We start from the raw sequence: 20,795 nt of genomic DNA, 5'->3' as shown, positions 1-20,795 counted from the left end.
CCACAGTGCCCATAATGCTTGAATATATATCCCGGTTGACAAGTGCGCTTTCGGCCGCTGCTGCGAAGCTGCACGCGCAAGCACCCGCCGCAGTTCTGGAACGGCCCAAATCCGCAGGGCATGGCGACTATTCTTGCACCGTGGCGATGCAACTTGCGCGCACGCTCAAGCGCAATCCACGCGAGATCGCGCAGCACTTGATTGACTCCGTCGAAGCTGACAGTGAGTTGGCCCGCGGACTTGAGCACATCGAACTGGCTGGTGCGGGGTTCATCAACTTCACACTCGCGCCGGGCGTCAAACAGGGGATGGTTCGGCAGGTCAATCGCAGTGGTTCGCAGTTCGGCCGCCTACCGCGGGATCCGGCCCGCCCCGTACTCGTGGAGTTCGTTTCTGCCAATCCCACGGGGCCGCTTCATGTCGGACACGGGCGCCAAGGCGCGCTCGGCGACACCATCGCCGGGCTGCTTGCGACCCAGGGTTGGGCCGTGACCCGTGAGTTCTACTACAACGACGCAGGCGTGCAGATCTACAACCTCGCACTGTCCGTGCAGGCCCGTGCGCGCGGATTGGCACCGACCGACGCCGCCTGGCCAGAGGCCGCCTACAAAGGCGATTACATTGCCGAGATCGCGCGCGACTACCTCGCGCGCGCCACCGTCAAGGCTGTGGATGGCCGGGCTGTGCAGGGCGCCGGGGATGTCGAGGACCTTGAGGCAATTCGCCGCTTCGCGGTGACCTGCCTTCGCTGCGAACAGGACATTGACCTGAAGACCTTCGGTGTCGCCTTCGACAATTACTACCTTGAGTCCAGCCTGTACGCGGAGGGCCGCGTGGACCGCACGGTTCAAGCCCTCATCGCCTCCGGCCACACCTATGAACACGATGGTGCGTTGTGGCTGCGGACCACCGACTTCGGGGACGACAAGGACCGGGTGATGCGCAAGTCCGACGGCAGCTATACGTATTTCGTGCCCGACGTGGCTTATCACCTGGTCAAGTGGGAGCGCGGTTTTCGCCGGGCCATCAACATCCAGGGCTCGGACCACCATGGCACCGTGGCTCGCGTGCGCGCGGGCCTGCAGGCGGCGAATCCGACGATCCCGAAAGACTTCCCCGACTACGTGCTGCACAAGATGGTGACAGTCATGCGCGGCGGCCAGGAGGTCAAGATCTCAAAACGCGCCGGCAGCTACGTCACGGTTCGCGACCTGATCGAATGGTCCGGCGGCGTGCGCGACGATATGACGCCGGCCGAGCGAGACACCGCCCTGCAGCGCGGGCGCGATGCCGTGCGCTTTTTCCTGGTTTCGCGCAAGGCGGACACCGAGTTTGTCTTTGACGTGGACCTTGCACTCGCGCAAAACGACGAAAACCCCGTGTACTACGTCCAATATGCTCATGCGCGCATCTGCTCGGTGTTGGCCCAATGGGCCGAGCGCGACGGCGGCAGCGAGGCGGAGTTGCTTGACACAGATCTTTCGCCCCTCACGCACCCGCGTGAGTTAGACCTGATGATGCAGTTGGCCGCCTATCCCGAGATGTTGCATCAGGCAGCGCTTGATCTCACCCCGCACGACGTGGCCTTCTATCTTCGTCACATTGCCGGCAGCCTGCACGCCTACTACAACGCCGAGCGCGTCCTGGTGGATGATGTGGCCCTCAAGCGCGCCCGCCTGGCACTGCTGCTGGCCGTGCGCCACGTGTTGCACAATGCGCTCAATGTATTGGGCGTCAGCAGCCCGCAACGCATGTGAGCCACAACGGCGAGCCAACCCGCGTGGGCGCGCTCAGCGCCTGATTTCCGACCCCCACCTCCCTCCTACGCCATGTTCCATCCAGCACCAACGCCCCGTTGGCACACACGCACCCAGCGCGGCGGCACCCTGATCGGGCTGATCGTCGGGCTGGTGCTCGGCTTGGCCATCGCACTGGTCACAGCCATGTACATCACCAAGGCACCGCTCCCGTTCATGAACCGATTCCAGGAACGGCCCACAGGCGCTGCCTCGGGCGCCGCAAACTGGAATCCGAACCAGGGGCTGGCTGGCGGAGGCGCACCGGCCCCTGTGGCTGGGGGTTCGGCGCCTGGTCCTGTGAGCAGCGCTCCACTCTCGCCCAAGGCGATCGAATCGCTTGGCCAGCCACAATCCGGCGTTGTGCAGTCCGGCAGTCCGGTTTCGTCAACTGGCGCGGGCACGACCAGCACACCCCCTTCGGCGGCGCCGGGCACTGCCGGCGGTCTCCAGTACATCCTCCAAATTGGCGCGTACAGCAACCGTAATGACGCAGAGAGCCAGCGAGCGAAGGTCGCTTTCACGGGGTTGGAGGCTCACCTCGATGAGCGTGTCGTGGGCGGGCGCACGTTGTACCGCGTGCGCGTGGGCCCCTATGCCACTGGCGAACAAGCGGACAAGGCGCAGAAACTTCTGAATGACAACGGAATCGAATCCGCAGTCGTTAAGGTCTCAAAGTAAAGTCCCGGGGCTGCCGTTTGGTCCTTGCCCCGCTCCAAGCTCTCAACCCGTTTCGAAAGGAAGCACCATGGTTCGCTGGTTCGCTCGCATCGCAGCATTGCTCTTGCTTGGTTTCAGTGTCGGGGCAAGCGCCGCGAATGCGCCATTCAAGGAAGGGCTCGGGTTCGACAAGCTCACGGTCACGCAGCCCGTGAGCCCGGCAGGCAAAGTCGTCGTGACTGAGTTCTTCTGGTACAACTGCCCGCACTGTTTCGAATTCGAACCCCTGCTTGAAGCCTGGGTCAAGAAACTGCCAGCTGACGTGGTGTTCGAGCGCGTGCCGGTGGCTTTTGCGCCGCAGTTCGTTCCTCAGCAGAGGCTGTACTACGCACTCAAAGCGCTGGGCAAGGTGGATGCGCTGCAGGGTGCAGTGTTCAACGCGATCCACGTGCAGCACATTGCGCTTGTGAACCCCGAACAAATGGCCAACTGGTTGCAGACCAAAGGCGTTCCAAAGCAGCAGTTCATGAACGCCTACAACTCGTTCGGTGTGCAAATGGAAGCCAAGCGCGCCACCCAGATGGTCACGGATTACCAGATCCAGGGCGTGCCAACCATGGCGGTGCAGGGCATGTACACGACATCGGCCTCCATGCCTCAGACTCCCACAAACGAGAAGGTTCTCCAAGCGGTGGATTACCTCATCCAGCAGGTTCGCCAAGGCATGACGAAGTCTGCCAAGTAACCGCGGAATCTGGCTTTACCGCCGACGCCAGGACCTGCGCGGGGCAGGTCCGCATCATGCCTTGGCCTGTACGCCTGATGCGGCAGCGCGTCAGCACATGACACCGGCAGGACTGGCACAGATGCCTACAATGCAAGGCATGAAAGCAAACTTCATGCCCATGCTTCGCTCCGCCGCTCTGCTGTTCTTGAGTCTGCTGGTGTGCGTGCCCGGCGGCGTGTGTGCTCAGGCGCTGGCGACTGACCAATCGCAGCCCGTGCACGTCGAAGCGGATGCGATGCAGTACAACGACGTGAAGCAGACCAGCGTGTTCACGGGAAACGTCGTGGTCACGAAGGGGTCGATGGTGATCCGCGCAGCCAAGGTCGAGGTGCGTCAGACGCCTGATGGCTACAGCGACGCCATCGCCTATGGAAGTCCGAGCAAGCTCGCCACCTACGAGCAGACCATGGATGCCCAGGCTGGCGAGCCCACACCGGCCATCCACGGCCAGGCCGTCACGATCGACTACAACGGCAAAACAGATGTCGTAACGTTCACCGGCCAAGCCATGCTTGACCGCTTGCTCAATGGCAAGCTGAGCGATCGTGCGCAGGGGCAAGTCATCACCTATAACGGTCTGACTGACGTCTTTGCCGTCGTCGGTGGCAAGGGCGGCGCCACACCGTCCAATCCGGATGGTCGTGTGCGGGTCATGCTCTCGCCGCGCCATGCGCAGGCCCCAGCGGGGTCCTCGCAGCCTGCGCCCGCGCTCAAGCTATCACCGAAGCTTGGACCCCAGCCATGAGCGCTGCCACATTGGAGCCGAGGGAGGCACTCGAGCAGACGCATGCTCAACCCGGGGGCCTATTGAGCGTGCGGCGCCTACAAAAGCGCTATGGGGGGCGCACCGTGGTGCGCGACGTGAGCTTGGACGTGCGCGGCGGCGAAGTGGTCGGCCTGTTAGGGCCTAACGGCGCCGGCAAGACGACGTCTTTTTACATGATCGTCGGGCTTGTGCGCGCCGATGGCGGCGAAATTCATCTCAACGGGCAAGACATTACGCACCAGCCGATGTACCGGCGCGCGCGCCTGGGATTGTCCTATCTGCCGCAAGAGGCGTCGATCTTCCGGGGTTTGACGGCGTCCGAGAACGTGCGTGCGGTCCTGGAGCTACAGCGCGACGCCACCGGCCGGGCGCTGAAAAAAGCCGAAATCGATGCCCGACTCGGGCAGCTGCTGCGTGAGTTGCATGTCGAGCATCTCGCCGAAAGTCCCGCCCCTGCGCTGTCCGGTGGCGAACGGCGGCGGGTTGAGATCGCGCGCGCACTGGCCACCAACCCGCAGTTCATCCTGCTCGACGAACCCTTCGCCGGCATCGACCCCATTGCCGTGATCGAGATCCAGCGCATTGTGCAGTTTCTCAAGTCGCGGGGCATCGGCGTGCTGATTACCGATCACAACGTACGCGAGGCCCTGGGAATCTGCGACCACGCCTGCATCATCAGTGAAGGCAGCGTCCTGGCGCTGGGCAAACCGGAGGAAATCGTCAACAACCCGGCCGTGCGGAAGGTCTACCTTGGCGAGAGCTTCCGCCTTTGAGCAGGGACCGGCCATGAAACAAACGCTCAATCTCCGCCTCTCGCAACATCTGGCGCTCACGCCCCAGTTGCAGCAATCGATCCGCCTCCTCCAGCTCTCCACCCTGGAGCTCCATCAGGAGGTCGAGCAGATGTTGGAAGCCAATCCGTTCCTTGAGCACGAGGAAGGTGACGCTGAATCCGAAACGCCGGCCGAAGCACTGGCTGCGGCCGATACGGTCGATCCACGCAAGGAATCCGCCGAAGAGACGCAAGAGCTCAAGCTCGACCAGGAAGACTGGCAATCTGGCGCCGAGCAGGGTGAGTGGGATGCAGCGCCAGGCGAGACTTGGCAGGGCAGCAGCGGCGAGGCTGACGACGACTTCGACCCCTTGGGCTTGGCCCATGTGAATATTGACCTGCGTGCGCATTTGCGCAGCCAGCTCGCTGGCCTGAGCCTGTCCTTGGCAGACCGTGGCGCGGCTGAAGCGATCATCGACTCGCTGGACGACGACGGCTATTTGCTGGAAGGTCCGGACCAGCTTGCCGCCGAACTCAATCCACAAGCCAGCGACGAGGACCGGGAGGCGCTCGCCGACGCACTGCGCATGGGACTCAAGCTCGTCCAGAGCTTCGACCCTGCCGGTGTGGGTGCCACCACGCTTGCGGAGTGCATGTGCCTGCAGCTTGGCCGCGAACCGCCGAGCCCACAGCGCGATCTGGCCAAGGCGCTGTGCGCCGGCGGACACCTGGAGCTGCTGTCCAAGCGCGACTGGAAGCGCTTGTCTCGTGCCCTGGAAGCGGACGAGGCGGCGTTGCGTGACGCGCAGCAGCTTATCGCGCGTCTGGATCCGCACCCAGGGGCGCGCTTCGCGCCTTCGACCGCGCAAGCCGTCACCCCCGATGTGATCGCCCGACGCGTGGGTCGCCGGTGGCGCGCAGTGCTCAACCCCGAGGTCATGCCCAAGCTGCGTATCAACAGCCTGTATGCCGAACTGCTGCGCCGCTCACGCGACGGCGCAGGCCTTTCGGGCCAGCTGCAGGAGGCACGCTGGTTCGTTCGCAATGTGCAGCAGCGCTTTGAAACCATCGAGCGTGTGGCGCAGGCGGTGATCGAGCGGCAACAGAACTTCTTTAGTCACGGCGAACTCGGCATGCGTCCGCTCGTCCTGCGTGAAATCGCGGATGAACTGGGGCTGCATGAATCCACCATCTCGCGCGTGACCACGCAGAAATACGTACTCACGCCCTATGGCACCTTCGAGCTGAAATATTTCTTCGGCTCGGGCTTGTCGACCGATACTGGCGGCAGTGCCTCGAGCACTGCGGTACGCGCCATCATTCGCAGCATGGTGCAGGAGGAAAACCCGACCGCGCCATTGTCGGACGGCGAGATCGCCGAGAGGCTGGCCGCTCAAGGCATTAGTGTGGCCCGACGCACCGTTGCCAAGTACCGCGAAGCGCTGCGCATACCACCCACGGCACAGCGCAAGAGCGCCTAGGCAGTTGGCCTAACCGCAGGCAAGAAGGGTTCAGTCGCGCGCGGCGCGGATGCGCTGCACGAGATTGGTTGTGGAGCGTCCTGCCACCAAGGGAATGGCCAGAGCCTTTCCGCCCCAGGTTCGCACCAGCGCCGTCTCAGCCAGGCTTTCAATGGCATAGTCGCCGCCCTTGACGTACACATCAGGGCGAACCTGCTCCAGAAGCGCAAGCGGAGTGCTTTCGTCGAATAGCGTAACCAGGCTCACGCTTTCCAGCGCCGCCAGCACGACGGCACGATCGTCTTGCGGGTTGAGCGGGCGCTCCGAGCCCTTATTCAGCGTGCGCACCGAGCCGTCGGAATTCAGGCCCACCATCAGGCTTGCCCCCAGAGCGCGCGCCTGCGCCAAATAGGTCACATGTCCACGGTGCAGGATGTCGAAGACCCCGTTGGTGAACACGAGCGGGCGCGGCAGGGCCGCCACGGCCCGAAGCAGCAGAGTCCTCGGGCAGACCTTCCGCAAGAAGGGGAGGTCCACGAGCGCATTGGAGAGTGGGTGACCGGACATGTTGCTCATTGTCGCAAAGCCGGAGCCGCACCCGGTTGCGCGCCTCATCAAAGCGGGACACGCCGGGCGCCGGCGCTCCCGTCATTCACCAATTTTCACGCTCTTCCGCCACGCGAACCGATACCATTTGCGCTTGCCAATTGCCTCGCCGCGATGGCCGCGCGAAACCTACCCGACACGCCATGTCTGAATCCACCTTCTCGGACCGCCTGCACGCACTGCTCGCCCAAATGCGCTTTGGGCTTGATCCGATGGTGCCCATGATGCTGATCGCTGCTGCCGTCGGGTTCGTCAGCTCGGTGGCGGTGGAGGGATTTCGCCAGACGATGTATGCGGTGATCCGGATTTACAGCACGCATGAGCATTTGGTGGCGGCGGCAGCGGGATTGCCGCTATGGAAGCGGGCGCTCATTCCACCGATCGCCGCCGTAATCGGTGGTCTTGTCATGTGGGCTGGACACCGCTGGATCAAGCGCCCGCGCGGCCCGGAGTACATGGAGGCAGTGCGTGTGGGCGATGGGCGGCTGCCACTGGTTCCCAACCTCGTGCGCACGGGTTCGTCGCTGGTGGCAGTGAGCGGAGGCATCACCATTGGCCGCGAAGGTACGATGATTCAGTTCGCCTCGGTGATCTCATCCATCATCGGGCGCGTTGGCCGCGCCGACGCGGCGCACCAACGGCTGATTGTGGCCTGCGGCGCAGCGGCGGGTTTCGCGGGCGCCTACCACGCACCCATCGCAGGAACGCTGTTCGTCGCCGAAATCATCCTCGGAGGATTGCCGCTGCGCGAGATTGCCGCGGTGCTGGTGGCGGCTGTGATCGGCGAGCTGACGACGCAAAGTCTTTTCGCCACGGGCCCGCTGTATTTGGCGCACGCGGTGCCGCCGGTGAGCTTCATCGATCTCGTGGATGCCTCGCTTCTGGGCCTTCTCGCGGGTTTCGTCGGCCCGATGTTCCTCTGGCTCCTCGACAGCTCGCGGCGCAAATACCAGTCACTCGTCACGTTCCTGCCGCTGCGCATGGGACTGGCGGGCCTCGTTATCGGCCTGCTGTCTTTGCTCATGCCCGAGGTGTGGGGCAACGGTTACAGCGTCGTTCAATCGTTCCTTGTCGAGCATTGGGCGCTGTCCACCGTGGCGGCCGTATTCGTGCTGCGCACCATCGCCGTCACCGCAGCAAGCGCGGCGGGCATCCCGGGCGGCGTGCTGACGCCCACGTTGGCCCTGGGAGGAGCATTGGGTCTGATGGTGTCCCATCTTTTTCTCGTGCCCGAGGCGAGCCACTCCCAGGCGCTGTGGACTCTCGTGGGCATGGGCAGCCTGTTGGCCGCGACCACCCACGCCCCGGCCATGTCCGCCATCATGGTTTTCGAGATCACCCGCAACTACAACGTGGTGATGGCCGCGATGCCCGCGTGCGTGATTGCCTCTGTGATTGGAAGCCTGCTACGCCATCGCTCCGTCTACGCCGAGGCGCTGGGCCTCAAAGAGGGGGAGCACGGTGCGTTTGGCCCTGTTTCGGACGGCACCTTTCCAAGCACCGTCACCTTGGATCCGAAGCCACTGGCGGCACGCAACAGCACCGCGGACTGAGCGCAAGGCGAGAAAGCCACTGGGCCGAGGAACGCGATCGCGGGTCAGTGCCTGGCAGCCGGGACGGTCGCGCTGCAGCGCCAATACGGCTGGCTGCCCAGTCGCGCGGGCACTGGCGCTGTGGCGCCACTTCGTGACGGCCGACCATGCGGCATGGCCTGCACCTTGCACGTTGTGCTCGAAGGTCTTGCGGCACGCACGGGCGATCCCGCCCCAGCCCATCAGTCCACCGCAGGCGCATGGCTGGCGCGCCAATCGGCGACCGCCTCGGCCAAAGACGCGAGCGCACGGATCACACGCACACCGCTCGGCGCACGCTTGAGTGCCGGCGCCGAACCTCCTGCCCAGAGTTCGACGCCGGATGGAAGCTTTTCGCGCAACTCCGTCAGCGCATCCAGGACCTGCGCCTGGGTGGGCACGCTGGAAAAACTCAGGACCAGCACATCGCTGCGGTGTGCCTGGGCAGCCAGAAGCATGTTCCACACGGGGGTCTGCACGCCCAATGACACGCATTGGCACCCCTCCAGCACCAGCATGGCCTCGGCCATGAGGAGGCCCAGCCCATGCGGCTCATTCGGGATCGTGGTGAGCAACACTCGCGGTCGCGCTGCGGCCGGCATGTCTGTGCTGGGCACGCCAGAGATCCCGGCGCGCAGTACGCGGTACACGGTTTCGGAGAATTGATGTTCCTCGAAGATCTCGAGATCACCACGCATCCACGCTTCACCCACTTCAGTTGCAAGCGGGGCAACGACTTCAGCGATGAAGCGCCCCAGACCCAGGCGCATCTGACTTTGCAGCAGCTCGCGACGCAGGCGCTCGGCGTCGTGCTGCTTGAGCAATTGCAGGTAGAAGCGCGCCGTTGGAACTTCGCCTCCCCGTACGCTCGAACGCGCAACACCGCTGTCCACTCCAGCATGTTCGCGCACGAGGGCCTCAAGCTGCTCCACCGGCAGTTGCACGATACGCCCCGGCCGATGCCCGGCGCTCATTAATCGCTTGATCAGGCGCAGCTTCTCAAGCTGATCTGGCGGATACAGTCGCTCGTCCAACACCCCCCGCAGTGGCATGGGGAAACCGTAACGACGCTCCCAGACACGCAACGTGTCCTTCGGGATCCCCGTATCGCGCTCGACCGCGGCAATACCCACGGTCAACGCAATGGAATGCGAGCGCTCATTCATCGACGAGTCAGCAAAGCCATGGCATGAATCTAAAAGGTCGGGATTGACGTTGATCGGCATGGGGCCAAGCGTGAAGGTGCAGGTTTGCCTGGCAACATCCTAGGCGTGGTTGGACAATCTTGAATAAAACCCCTCTATTGTCCAGGACAAATTGAGCATCGATTGTGTTTTGTCTAGGACATCCTGCATCATGCACCCCACGGCACCAAGCCTCGTCCACCCCAAACCGGAATATCGTGATGCGCCAATTCATAGCGTTCGCAGCCACCATTTTGCTGAGCTGTTTCGGACTTGACCCTAGCGCCCATGCGGCAGGTGTTCTGGCGTCCGCCCCGCTGCGTACAGGCGCGCCGATGGCTTCTGGCACCTGCCCGTCCCTGCTCAACCAAACGGTTCGACGTTTACAGGATGACAAGCCCATCGACATGTGCCAGTACGCCGGAAAGGTCGTCCTGGTCGTCAACACCGCGAGTTACTGCGGCTTCACGCCGCAATACAAGGGCCTGGAGGCGTTGTACAGCAAGTATGGACCGCAGGGGTTGGTGGTGCTGGGCTTTCCGTCCAACGACTTCAACCAGGAAATGAAGGATCCAGGCAAGATCGCCGCGTTCTGCAAGGACACCTACAACGTTCAGTTCCCCATGTTTGCTCCCTCGCATGTGACGGAACCGAATCCGAATGACTTTTTCAAGAAGCTCATCGCCGCCTCCGGCGACCAGCCAAAGTGGAACTTCTACAAGTATCTGATCAGCCGCGAAGGCAAGGTCGTGGCGGTTTATTCCAGTCTGACGACGCCGGAAAACACAGCGTTCATCAGCAAGATTGAAGCCCTCATCAAGCAAAAAGGCTGAGGTCCGCAGGCTCACGCGACGCTTTTCGCAGCGGTCGCCGCGTCGGCGCAGCACCCGCACTCCCGCCTTTGCAACGTGCCGATTTGCCCCACGCATTTTGGCACAACCTTTCGAAAGGACAGCAGATGAACGCCCCAGAAAAGATCTTCCAAAGCGCCACGCCCTTGCCCGACATTCAATCCACCGTTGACCGCCGGAACCTGCCCATTCAGCAAGTGGGCGTCAAGGGCGTTCGTTACCCGGTGCTCATGCGCACCAGGGATGGCTCGGCCCAGCCTAGCGTGGCGACCTTTGACCTGTACGTTGGCCTGCCCTCCGACACGAAGGGCACCCACATGTCACGCTTCGTCGAGCTCCTCGAAGCGCAAGCCGGCGAAACCCTCGATCCTGCAAGTCTGCGCACCATGTTCTCCCAGATGCTTGAGCGCCTTGAGGCCGAGGAGGGCGAAATCACGCTCAGCTTCACCTACTTCATGCAGAAAAAGGCACCAGTGTCCGGTGTGACCAGCCTGCTGGATTACGAGGTGAAGCTGCACATCGCTGGCCGCGCGGGTGAGGCCGCAAAGGTGCGACAGACCGTCCAGGTACCGGTGACGAGCCTTTGCCCCTGCTCACGCGAGATTTCCAATTATGGCGCGCACAACCAGCGCTCGCACCTCACACTCGCCGTTGAGCCAAACGCCGACATGCACTTGGAGGAGCTGATCCGGATTGCGGAGACCTCAGCGTCATGCGAACTCTGGGGCCTGCTCAAGCGCCCGGATGAAAAGCATGTCACGGAGCGCGCCTATGACAACCCCAAATTCGTCGAGGACCTTGTCCGCGATGTGGCGCTCGCCCTTCGATCAGACCCGCGTGTGGACGCCTTCAGCGTGGCTTCCGAGAACTTCGAGTCGATCCACAACCATTCGGCCTACGCGCGCATCACGTTCGTGCGGGAAGCATGACTCCACACCCCACGGCTCGCCGCCTCGGCAAATCAAGGGGCTCGCTCAAGGCGGCCTTGATCAATGTCGTCCGTCCCCCAACCCCTACGCGCTCACACGCGCCCGGCGCCATGACCCACCACCTCGCCGAACGCTTCGACGCCCGCGTTCAAGCAGCCCCCGCTCCTTCCCCGCATCGGATCATGGTCGCACCAAAGCCCTGCATTGGCCGATGCCCCATGCCGCGCCTCGACGGCATCTCTACGTTGCCCTTGTACCGTGGCGCCTCCAAAGTGCCACGGCAGCGCATGCCCACGCAGCGTCCGACCCCCGCCAGGCCATGATGCGCGTGGCAATTGTCGGCTCCGGGATCTCGGGCCTCGCGGCAGCTTGGCAGCTACGGGGGCACGCGCGAGTCACCGTGTTCGAGGCTGGAAGTCATTTCGGCGGGCATGCGCAAACCGTCGATGCCACGGTCGGCGGCATCACCTATCCCGTTGACACCGGCTTTCTCGTCCTGAACCGCCGCACCTATCCAGGCCTGCTTCGGCTGTTCGCGCAACTTGACGTCCCCATTGCGGAGTCCGACATGTCGTTCTCCGTGCAGCGGGCGCATCCGGGAGGGGGACGGCTCGAATGGAACGGCGCAAGCCTCAACACGGTTTTCGCGCAGCGCTCGAATGTTCTGCGCCCGCGCTTTTGGGGCATGCTCAGGGACATCCTCCGCTTTAACCGCGAGGCCACTGCCCTTGCCGAGGCGGATGAAGGCCTCGCGCGCGAAGCGCGCAGCGTTGGCGAATTCTTGCGAGACGGTCGCTACAGCGACGAATTTGCACACTCATACTTCCTGCCGATGGCTGCCTGCATCTGGTCGTGCCCCACGAAGCAGATTCTGGACTTTCCCGTGTCGACCATGGTGCGCTTTTGTCATAACCACGGTCTTCTGCAGGTGGCCGACAGACCCCAATGGCTCACCGTGCGCGGCGGTTCGAGGCAATATGTGCAGCGCATCGTTGGACACCTTACCGACGCCCGGCTGCAAACGCCCGTTCGGCGCATCAAGCGCTTCGATGTGGGTGTTGAAGTCAGCACCGACGCTGGCACCGAATGGTTTGACCATGTCGTACTCGCCTGTCACAGCGACCAGGCCCTGCGCCTGCTCGCCGACCCGAGCGAGCACGAACGATCGGTGCTCGCTGCCATCACCTATCAGCCGAACCGCGCCGTGCTCCACACCGATAGCCGCGTGCTGCCCCGAAGCCGTAAGGCTTGGGCGGCATGGAACTATGAAAGCGCACCAGCAAGTGCAGGCATTGAGACCCCCACAGTGTGCCTGCATTACCTCATCAACAAACTGCAGCCTGTGCCCTTCAAGCAGCCCGTCATCGTCTCGCTCAATCCACTACGCGAGCCGGATCCGCGCTGTGTCTTGATGGATATCGGCTATGCGCACCCGGTGTTCGACGCCACCGCGATCGCCGCGCAGAAGCATGTGCGCGCATTGCAGGGGCTGCGCCGCACGTATTACTGCGGCGCATGGTGTGGCTACGGGTTCCACGAAGACGGCTTGCAAGCGGGCTACGCTGCGGCGGACGCACTGCTGACGCAAATTCGGCGTCACCCGACGCGGCCCGCGCGTGAAGCCGTGCCGGCGGGGGCGCAATGAGACACCCGGTGAGTTTCCTGCAACCCCGCGCCCAGTTCGGAGGTGGCAGCGCCACGACGAGGCTGGCGTCGCACGTGCGTGCGACCCCAGCAGACACTGCGAGCGCCTCCGCGGTTCCAATGATCGCGCACGGCGTGGTCCACCACCAGCGCCTGCGTCCCGCGCTCCATCGTTTCACCCATCGCGTGTTCTTTCTGATGTTGCCCATGCGCACCCTGGCCGCCGAGCCAGAGCTTTTGTGCATCCCGCGCAACCGGCGCGGGCTTGTCAGCTTTCACGACCGAGACCATGGCGACGGTGGCCCTGACTGCCAGGCCTGGCTGCTCAGCCTGCTGCATGACCACGGGATCACGGATGCCGACGGTGAGATCTGGTTGCAGACATTCCCCCGTGTGCTTGGCTACGTCTTCAATCCAGTGAGCTTTTGGTACTGCCACAGGGCAGACGGTACGCTGTGCGCCATCCTTGCCGAGGTCAACAACACCTTTGGCGAACGCCATTGCTACCTGCTCACGCCGGCATCGCAAGACGGCGCGCGGGGAACTCTGGCCTGGGGACAGGAACTGCGTGCCTCCAAGGTATTCCACGTCTCGCCCTTTTGCGCCGTGGCAGGAACCTACCGATTCCGCTTCCTGCGCCGGGGTCGCGTCGCGCCGCAAGGCCACGGCGAGCTCGAACTTGAGCGCATGGTGGCGCGCATCGACCACGACGATGCCCAAGGGCCCCTTGTGTTGACGAGCATCAGCGGAGTGCTGCGCCCACTTACGGCGGCAAGCGCACGCGCCGCCCTGATCGCTCACCCCTTCATGACGGTGGGGGTCATGGCTGGCATTCACTGGCACGCGTTCAAGCTGTGGCGCAAGCGCGTGCCGTTCTTTTCCAAGCCGGCTCGGCCTCGAAGCGAGGTGACGCGATGAACACACGTTTGTCCACGGCTTCCGCAACGACCGACCGACCGGCGCTTGCCCAGCCGCGTCCAGGCGCCAGCATGCCGCTGGCCGCGCGCACGGTCGTGGCCTTGTTGAAGCGCGTGGATCGGGGGCGCTTGGATGTGCGCCTTCCCGATGGACGCGTCCTGCACTTCGGCTGCCACGACGCCGGCGCGCCGCCCGCCTGCATGCATGTGCATGATTGGTCCATGTTCGCCGCCGTGCTGCGGCGAGGCGATATTGGCTTTGCCGAGGGGTTTTTCCGAGGCCAGTGGAGCACGTCGGATCTGCCCGGTCTACTCAAGCTGCTGCTGGCCAATCGCCGCGCGGTCGAGCGCGCGCTGCACGGCAGCGCTTGGGGCACCTTGTTTTCGCGCATTCGCCATCTGTTCAACCGCAATTCGCGCAGCGGCAGCCGCCACAACATCCACAAACATTACGACATCGGCAACGCCTTCTACGAACTCTGGCTCGACCCCGGCATGACGTACTCCAGCGCGCTGTTCAGCGCGCCCGGGCAAAGCCTGCAAGCCGCGCAAAACGCCAAGCTCGAACGCGTGCTGCGCCAACTTGGCCTGCCAGCAGGCAGCCGTGTGCTGGAAATCGGCTGCGGCTGGGGCAGCTTTGCCGAGGCCGCCGCGCGCAGCGGGCTGCGAGTGGACGGGCTCACACTATCGACCGAGCAGCTCGGCCATGCGCAGCGCCGCTTGCAGGCCGCCGGCCTGGCCGAGCAGGTGCGACTGGAATTGCGCGACTACCGCGATGTGGGCGCCATCGCCCCGACCGGTGGGTATGACGGCATTGCCTCCATCGAGATGTTCGAGGCCGTGGGCGAAACCTACTGGCCCATTTTCTTTAGGACTCTTGCCAGCCAGCTCAAACCCGGCGGCCGCGCCTGCATCCAGACCATCACCATTTCCGAAGCCATTTTTCCGCAGTACCGCCGCGGCACCGACTTCATTCAGCAATACATCTTCCCTGGCGGCATGTTGCCCAGCCAGGCTGCCTTTGCCGAGCAGGCCAGGCGGGTCGGTCTTGAAGTCGTCGATACCCTGGCTTTTGGGCAGGACTACGCCACCACCCTGGCGCTCTGGCGCGAGCGTTATCTGGCGCAGCTCGACGCGGTCCGCGGCCAAGGTTTCGACAAGCGCTTCACCTTGCTGTGGGAGTTCTACCTGGCCTACTGCGAAGCTGGTTTCGCGCAGCAAACCATTGACGTGGTGCAGTTCACGCTGCGGCATGTCCGCGGCGCTTGAACGGGCGCACCAAACCCACGCCTCGATCCGACCTCAACACCAACCCTGCCATGCTGCATTCAGGCCACGCGCCTTACGCCACCTTCTCCCGACGCGGCTTCTGGCGTGGTGCCATCGCGATGGCCTGGGTGGCGGGGGCTGCGCGTGGCTTGGCGCATGCGGCGGCGGAAGTAGGAGCACCGCCTGGATTTCTTGCACGCACCATTGCCCACGTGCGCCTGGCCGGCAGCGGCGTGTTTCGCTGGTGGGGCTTTACGGTCTACACCGCGGCACTCTGGGTCGGCCCACAGGGTCTTGACACTGCGCGCCTGACCGCGGCGCCATTCGCGCTGGAGCTACGTTATGCGCGCGAATTGAAAGGCGCGGCCATTGCCGACAAATCCATCGAAGAAATCCGCAGACTGGGCGTGGGCAGCGCTGCGCAGCAGGAGAGCTGGCTGGCGCAGTTGCGCACCATTTTCCCCAATGTGAGCGATGGCGATGTGCTGTGCGGCCTGTTCGAACCCAAGGCCGCAGGGGGCGCGCGCACGGTGTTTCTGTTCAACGGCAAGACAGTTGGTACCGTGCCAGGCGACCGCTTTGCGCTGGGGTTTTTTTCCATCTGGCTTTCGGCTAAAACCTTTGCGCCCGATTTGCGCACAGCGCTGCTGGCCCAGGCGGCGCCATGAACTCCGCATCGGCGCTCCAAGCACAAGCCTTGGCTGCCTCACCCTCCGCTCCGCCGAGCCCGGCTCCCGTCCCCTACGCCGCCGGCGAGCTCGCGCGCTATGGCGCACCGCAGTTTGCGCTGAGCTTCGTCGCACTGCCGCTGTACGTTTTCCTACCCGAACATTTCGCGACGCGCTACGCCGTTCCGCTCGGCTTTCTCGGCGCCATGCTGTTGCTGGCGCGGCTGGCCGATGCCGTGCTCGATCCCATTATCGGCAGGCTTGCCGATCACATGATGGGCGCAGGTCACGGCTGGCGTTTCATGGCCTCAAGCGGTGTGGTGCTGGTGTTCGGCTTCGCTTTGCTGCTGGGCTTTCCCGCTGTCTTGCCTTACGCGCCACAGCCTGGCGCTTTCGCTGCGGTAATGGGCCTGGCTTTGCTACTGACCTACGCCGGCTACAGCGCCGTGGGGGTGACGCATCAAGCTTGGGGCGCAGCCTTGGGGCATAACGAAGCCGAGCGCGCCCGCACTTTCGCCTGGCGCGAATCCCTGGGACTGGCCGGCGTTCTGGTGGCCGCAACCGTGACACAACTCGGCGGCGCCGCTGGCTTCACCCTGGTGTTCGCCATCAGCCTGGTGCTCGGGCTGTGGCTGGTGAAGGCCGCGCCCATGCCACGCGACTTCCTCGGTCAGCACACGCTACACGGGCTGCGCGCGGCGCTGGAGCCATTGCACCATGTGGCCTTCCGCCGCCTGCTGCTGGTGTACCTGGCCAGCGGCGTGGCCGCCTCGGTGCCGGCCACGCTGGTGCTGTTTTTCATCCGCGACCGCATCGACGCGGCGGATCTCTCCGGGCTCTATTTGTTCATCTACTTCGCCTTCGGCGCCGCCTGTGTGCCACTCTGGTTGCGTGCGGTGCGGCGTTACGGTGCGGCAGCGAGTTGGCTGCTGGGCATGGCGCTGACCGTGGCCGTTTTTCTTTGGGCGGCCCTGCTGCGGCCCGGTGACCGCTGGGCCTATGCCGCCGTGTGCGCCGCCTCCGGGCTGGCGCTTGGGTCCGACCTGGTGCTGCCGCCGGCGCTGCTCGCTGGGTTGATCCGCAGCCTGGGCCACGGTGGCCGGCTGGAGGGCGCTTACTTCGGCATCTGGGGCATGGCCACGAAGCTGACCCTGGCGCTGGCCGCAGGCATCGCCCTGCCGCTGCTGGCCGATCTGGGCTATACCCCGGGCACCCCGGCAACAGGCACCCTGCCACCACTGGTGATGGCGTATTGCCTGTTGCCTTGCGGACTCAAGTTGCTGTCGGGCGCCCTGCTTTGGTTCGGCTGGATGCGGCTGGCGCGCAACCCCGATTTTTGTCAACAACAACCGAGAACCTCGCCATGAACGCATTCTGGGTGCATCTGAGACTGGGCGGCATCGCCCTGCTGTTTGCCGGACTGCTGGGCGGTTGCGCCAGCGTCACGCCGATGGACTATCGCGGTGAAAAACCGACGCTGGAGCTGGAGAACTATTTCAAGGGACCGTTGACCGCCGACGGGGTGGTGTTCAACCGCTCGGGCAAGGTGATCAAGCGATTCCATGTCGACATCACCGGCACCTGGAAGGGGAACGACGGCACCCTGGTCGAACACTTCGTCTACGCCGACGGGACCAAGCAGGAACGCATCTGGAAGCTCACGCGCCTGCCCGGCAAAGACGGCGAGCGGCGCTATGCGGGGACCGCCGGCGACGTCGTCGGCACCGCTCATGGCTACGCCGAGGGCAATGCCTTCAACTGGCACTACACCCTGGCGCTGCCGGTGGATGGCACGGTCTACAACGTGCAGATGGACGACTGGATGTACCAGATGAGCGACCATATCCTGCTCAACCACACGGTGATGACCAAGTTCGGGTTCCGCGTGGCCAGCATCTTCATCGCCTTTCACAAGCCCTGATGCTCGTCGTTTACGCCACCATCATTTTCGCTCCATGGCGCTGAATCCTCCCATCACCAACTGGCCAGCGCAGCGGGTTTGGATCGTCGGCGCCTCCAGCGGCATTGGCGCCGCACTTGCCCATGACTTGCTCGCGCGCGGTGCGCGTGTGGCGGTATCGGCACGCAGTGCGGACAAGCTCGCTGCCATCCCCGGCGCCCTGGCGCTGCCGCTGGACGTGCGCGACGCCGCCGCATTGCACATCGCGATGCAGCAGATACAAGCGGAGTTTGGCGGGTTGGACCTGCTGGTGTATTGCGCCGGCACCTACGTGCCGCAGCGCGCTACGGCCTTCGATCTGGCCTCGGCGCTGGCGCACGACGACATCAACTACCGTGGCGCCTTGCACACGCTGGCAGCGGTGCTGCCTGTGCTGCAGGCGCAAGGCAGCGGCCATGTTGCGCTGGTCAGCAGCGTGGCTGGCTGGCGCGGTTTGCCGCAGGCGCTGGCCTATGGGCCCACCAAGGCCGCACTCATCAATCTCGCCGAGGTGCTGCACACCGATTTGCGCGAGGCCGGCATTGCCGTGAGTGTCATCAACCCCGGCTTCGTCGAAACCCCGCTCACGGCGCAAAACAGCTTCGCCATGCCTGGGCTGCTGACATCGCCGCAAGCGGCTTCAGCCATCGTGCACGGTCTGGAGCGGGGACGCTTCGACATTCACTTTCCCAAGCGTTTCACTCTCTGGCTGCGCTTGTTGCGTCTTTTGCCCGACCGGCTGTATTTCGCAGCGGTGAGCCGCTTTACCGGGCTGTGAGTCGATGCTCGCATCGCAAGGTTCTGCTTCCAGCAACGCCACGCCGCTGGCTCGCTTTCAAGCGTATTTCGAAAGCCTCACACCGCTGACACTCACCGAAATCGGCCAGATCTACGCCGCTGACGCGCGCTTCAAAGACCCGTTCAACGCGGTGCAAGGGCTGGACGCGGTCCGGCGCATTTTTGCGCACATGTTCGCCACAACTGAGCAGCCGCGTTTCGTCGTGTTGCACGCGCTGGGCGATGCGACCCAGGGTTACGTCACCTGGGACTTTCACTTTCGCAGCAAGGGGCGAAGCGGGCGCAACTGGACGATTCACGGTGCAAGTCGCCTGGAGTTCAACGCGCAGGGCCTGGTGGCGCTGCACCGCGACTACTGGGACGCGGCCGAGGAGCTGTATGAGCACCTCCCCCTGCTTGGTGCCCTTTTACGCGCGATCAAGAGCCATTTGCGCGCGATCTGACACTGGGCGGATGCGCCCGCTATTTCAGCCACCCCTTGCGGCGGAAGACATAGAAGGGCACCGCGACCGAAGCCGCCATCAAGCCCAGAGCAAAGGGATAGCCCATGCCCCAGTCCAGTTCCGGCATGAACTTGAAATTCATGCCGTAAATGCTGGCGATGAGCGTGGGCGGCAGCAGCGCGACGGAGGCCACCGAGAACAACTTGATGATCTTGTTCTGGTTGATGTTGATGAAGCCCACCGTTGCACTCATCAGGAAGTTGATCTTGTCGAAAAGAAAAGCGGTGTGGCCATCAAGGGAGTCAATGTCGCGCGTGATCTGGCTGGCTTCACGAATCTGCTCCGCGCTCAGGCGCCGCGATCGCATGAGAAAGCTCACGGCGCGGCGCGTATCCATGACGTTGCGGCGGATACGGCCGTTGAGGTCCTCCTGCAGCGCGATGCCGGCCAGCGCTTCGGCTGCATTGGCATCGGTCGCACCCGGGTGCACGATCGTCTGGCTGATATTTTCCAGCGCCAGGTAGACCCCCTCGAGGGCGTCGGCGGAATATTCCGCATCGGTCATCAACAAGGCGAGCAGGGCATCCAGCCCATCCTCCACCAGGCCGGGCATCCGGCGCGCTCGCAGGCGTAGCAGCCGAAAGACGGCGGAATCGGCCCGGTGCACCGAAATCAGCCGTTTGCCATGCAAAATGAATGCGACCCGCATGGTCTGCGCGCCTGCGTCGTCCATCACCAGAAAGTCCGTGCGCAAGTGCAGGCCGCCGTCCTCCTCCTCGTAAAACCGGGCGGACTCCTCCAGATCCTCACCCAGCGCGTCGGCAGGCACGGTCACACCCAAACGCTCCTCGACCCAAGCCAGCTCCCAACTTTCAGGCTCATCCAGATCGACCCACACGGGATCAAGCTCCGCCAGGCTGTTGGCGTTGTCGATTTCATGCTGGACCAGACGGCCACCTTGCAGATTGAACACGTTGAGCATGGTGACAAGCATATTGCAGCGGCAGGTCAACCGGTAGCGGGCAACCTTTCCTGGCGGGCAAATTGTGGCACGGATGAGGAGCACGGGCTTCGCCCTGGGTCGCGGCGCTTCGCGCTCCCACACCCCTGACCCAAAGCCGGGCGCGGGGGAAGGCGGCGGGCGCCTGGCACGCACGGCATCACCACCTTGTCGAGGTACAGGAGCCTCGGGGCCCGCGTCACCATATTGGGCTGCGGGCGTGCCCGGCGGCTTGGGCAAAATCACCGCGCACTTCCCGGTGACGCCGCGTCGCGAGAACATTCACGATGCATCCAATGCCTGGTTCGGGATGGCGAGCCTGGTTGACGAGCGCGCACCCTCGGGGCTTGATGAACCGTGGCCAGCGAGCCGACGCGGCCTTCACTTGCCGGCGTGCTTACTGCTTCGCCGCTTGAGCTGGGTGCAAATGCCCGCGTCCGGTCCGATTGCCGGGCCGGCCATCGGTGGCTCGCTCACGACGCAACGCCGCGTCGGGGGCGCATGCGAGCCACGATTTGCCCACGCAAATCGCCTCGACAGACGTCACGCAACCGGAAATAGACGTTTGACAACTTTGCAAAAGATGGCTGTAAGAAGAGGAACTAGCCACGATGAGCGAGGAAAGACTATTTTACGGACACTACCGGCTCATGCATGAGAAGGCAGGGCGGCCCGATGATGCGCTAGCCTTGATTTTGGCCAACGGCGGGCGCACACTGCAATCGCCATGGTTGC

Annotated in this window: 20 protein-coding genes; 17 read left to right on the top strand and 3 right to left on the bottom strand. The window is 63.9% G+C overall.

Annotated features, from left to right (window positions below):
* Nucleotides 1-14 precede the first annotated feature (14 nt).
* From argS to CD04_RS0119900, 6 genes are all read left to right on the top strand, one after another.
* Nucleotides 15-1,757 (top strand): arginine--tRNA ligase, encoded by a 1,743-nt coding sequence (gene argS, locus CD04_RS0119925; protein ID WP_031410006.1) that lies wholly within the window; start codon nucleotides 15-17, stop codon nucleotides 1,755-1,757.
* 72 nt (nucleotides 1,758-1,829) lie between these two features.
* Nucleotides 1,830-2,477: an SPOR domain-containing protein gene (locus CD04_RS0119920; RefSeq protein WP_038168600.1), complete on the top strand. Its 648-nt coding sequence runs from the start codon at nucleotides 1,830-1,832 to the stop codon at nucleotides 2,475-2,477.
* A gap of 67 nt (nucleotides 2,478-2,544) precedes the next feature.
* Nucleotides 2,545-3,201 carry a thiol:disulfide interchange protein DsbA/DsbL gene (locus CD04_RS0119915; protein ID WP_031410002.1) on the top strand — a complete coding sequence of 219 codons (657 nt, stop codon included), beginning with the start codon at nucleotides 2,545-2,547 and terminating at the stop codon, nucleotides 3,199-3,201.
* Between the two features lie 139 nt (nucleotides 3,202-3,340).
* Complete coding sequence (gene lptA, locus CD04_RS0119910) at nucleotides 3,341-3,988, top strand: lipopolysaccharide transport periplasmic protein LptA (RefSeq protein ID WP_231480702.1); 648 nt, start codon at nucleotides 3,341-3,343, stop codon at nucleotides 3,986-3,988.
* A complete protein-coding gene (lptB, locus tag CD04_RS0119905; RefSeq protein WP_031409997.1) occupies nucleotides 3,985-4,782 on the top strand; it encodes an LPS export ABC transporter ATP-binding protein in 798 nt (265 codons plus the stop codon). Before lptA ends, lptB begins: the two co-directional genes overlap by 4 nt.
* A gap of 13 nt (nucleotides 4,783-4,795) precedes the next feature.
* Complete coding sequence (locus CD04_RS0119900; protein WP_031409995.1) at nucleotides 4,796-6,262, top strand: RNA polymerase factor sigma-54; 1,467 nt, start codon at nucleotides 4,796-4,798, stop codon at nucleotides 6,260-6,262.
* A gap of 30 nt (nucleotides 6,263-6,292) precedes the next feature.
* On the opposite strand, the gene rfaE2 is transcribed toward CD04_RS0119900, so the two are convergent.
* Complete coding sequence (gene rfaE2, locus CD04_RS0119895; protein WP_051849468.1) at nucleotides 6,293-6,808, bottom strand: D-glycero-beta-D-manno-heptose 1-phosphate adenylyltransferase; 516 nt, start codon at nucleotides 6,806-6,808, stop codon at nucleotides 6,293-6,295.
* 182 nt (nucleotides 6,809-6,990) lie between these two features.
* On the opposite strand from rfaE2, the gene CD04_RS0119885 reads away from it, so the two are divergent.
* A complete protein-coding gene (locus CD04_RS0119885; protein ID WP_081858103.1) occupies nucleotides 6,991-8,400 on the top strand; it encodes a chloride channel protein in 1,410 nt (469 codons plus the stop codon).
* Nucleotides 8,401-8,621: 221 nt separating this feature from the next.
* On the opposite strand, the gene CD04_RS0119880 is transcribed toward CD04_RS0119885, so the two are convergent.
* A complete protein-coding gene (locus CD04_RS0119880) occupies nucleotides 8,622-9,584 on the bottom strand; it encodes a MerR family transcriptional regulator (protein ID WP_031409987.1) in 963 nt (320 codons plus the stop codon).
* Between the two features lie 239 nt (nucleotides 9,585-9,823).
* On the opposite strand from CD04_RS0119880, the gene CD04_RS0119875 reads away from it, so the two are divergent.
* The 10 genes from CD04_RS0119875 (at nucleotide 9,824) to CD04_RS0119830 (ending at nucleotide 19,060) form a co-directional block, all read left to right on the top strand.
* Nucleotides 9,824-10,435 carry a glutathione peroxidase gene (locus tag CD04_RS0119875; protein WP_031409985.1) on the top strand — a complete coding sequence of 204 codons (612 nt, stop codon included), beginning with the start codon at nucleotides 9,824-9,826 and terminating at the stop codon, nucleotides 10,433-10,435.
* 125 nt (nucleotides 10,436-10,560) lie between these two features.
* Nucleotides 10,561-11,382 (top strand): GTP cyclohydrolase FolE2, encoded by an 822-nt coding sequence (gene folE2 / locus CD04_RS0119870; protein WP_031409983.1) that lies wholly within the window; start codon nucleotides 10,561-10,563, stop codon nucleotides 11,380-11,382.
* 322 nt (nucleotides 11,383-11,704) lie between these two features.
* A complete protein-coding gene (locus tag CD04_RS0119865) occupies nucleotides 11,705-13,027 on the top strand; it encodes an NAD(P)/FAD-dependent oxidoreductase (protein ID WP_038168941.1) in 1,323 nt (440 codons plus the stop codon).
* Nucleotides 13,028-13,146: 119 nt separating this feature from the next.
* Nucleotides 13,147-13,944 carry a DUF1365 domain-containing protein gene (locus CD04_RS0119860; protein WP_031409978.1) on the top strand — a complete coding sequence of 266 codons (798 nt, stop codon included), beginning with the start codon at nucleotides 13,147-13,149 and terminating at the stop codon, nucleotides 13,942-13,944.
* Entirely contained in the window at nucleotides 13,941-15,212 is a 1,272-nt protein-coding gene (locus CD04_RS0119855) for a cyclopropane-fatty-acyl-phospholipid synthase family protein (protein ID WP_031409976.1), read from the top strand. Before CD04_RS0119860 ends, CD04_RS0119855 begins: the two co-directional genes overlap by 4 nt.
* A 50-nt stretch (nucleotides 15,213-15,262) precedes the next feature.
* On the top strand, nucleotides 15,263-15,880 hold the full coding sequence (locus tag CD04_RS0119850) for a chalcone isomerase family protein (protein WP_051849533.1): 618 nt from the start codon (nucleotides 15,263-15,265) through the stop codon (nucleotides 15,878-15,880).
* The gene (locus CD04_RS0119845; protein WP_051849467.1) at nucleotides 15,877-17,247 is read left to right on the top strand and encodes an MFS transporter; all 1,371 of its coding nucleotides are present in this window, start codon (nucleotides 15,877-15,879) and stop codon (nucleotides 17,245-17,247) included. The genes CD04_RS0119850 and CD04_RS0119845 overlap by 4 nt, the downstream gene beginning before the upstream one ends.
* The gene (locus tag CD04_RS0119840) at nucleotides 17,244-17,801 is read left to right on the top strand and encodes a DUF3833 domain-containing protein (protein WP_031409970.1); all 558 of its coding nucleotides are present in this window, start codon (nucleotides 17,244-17,246) and stop codon (nucleotides 17,799-17,801) included. Before CD04_RS0119845 ends, CD04_RS0119840 begins: the two co-directional genes overlap by 4 nt.
* A gap of 34 nt (nucleotides 17,802-17,835) precedes the next feature.
* On the top strand, nucleotides 17,836-18,597 hold the full coding sequence (locus tag CD04_RS0119835; RefSeq protein WP_031409967.1) for an SDR family NAD(P)-dependent oxidoreductase: 762 nt from the start codon (nucleotides 17,836-17,838) through the stop codon (nucleotides 18,595-18,597).
* Between the two features lie 4 nt (nucleotides 18,598-18,601).
* Nucleotides 18,602-19,060 (top strand): nuclear transport factor 2 family protein, encoded by a 459-nt coding sequence (locus CD04_RS0119830; RefSeq protein ID WP_038168596.1) that lies wholly within the window; start codon nucleotides 18,602-18,604, stop codon nucleotides 19,058-19,060.
* A gap of 19 nt (nucleotides 19,061-19,079) precedes the next feature.
* Here CD04_RS0119830 and corA read toward each other — a convergent pair whose 3' ends face one another.
* Entirely contained in the window at nucleotides 19,080-20,042 is a 963-nt protein-coding gene (gene corA, locus CD04_RS0119825) for a magnesium/cobalt transporter CorA (RefSeq protein WP_031409964.1), read from the bottom strand.
* Nucleotides 20,043-20,795: the final 753 nt, after the last annotated feature.

This window comes from Thiomonas sp. FB-Cd, from assembly GCF_000733775.1.
In the GTDB taxonomy this organism is placed as follows: domain Bacteria; phylum Pseudomonadota; class Gammaproteobacteria; order Burkholderiales; family Burkholderiaceae_C; genus Thiomonas_A.
The sequence above is the reverse complement of the archived record's forward strand: the minus strand, read 5'-3'. Positions and strand labels throughout refer to the sequence as shown.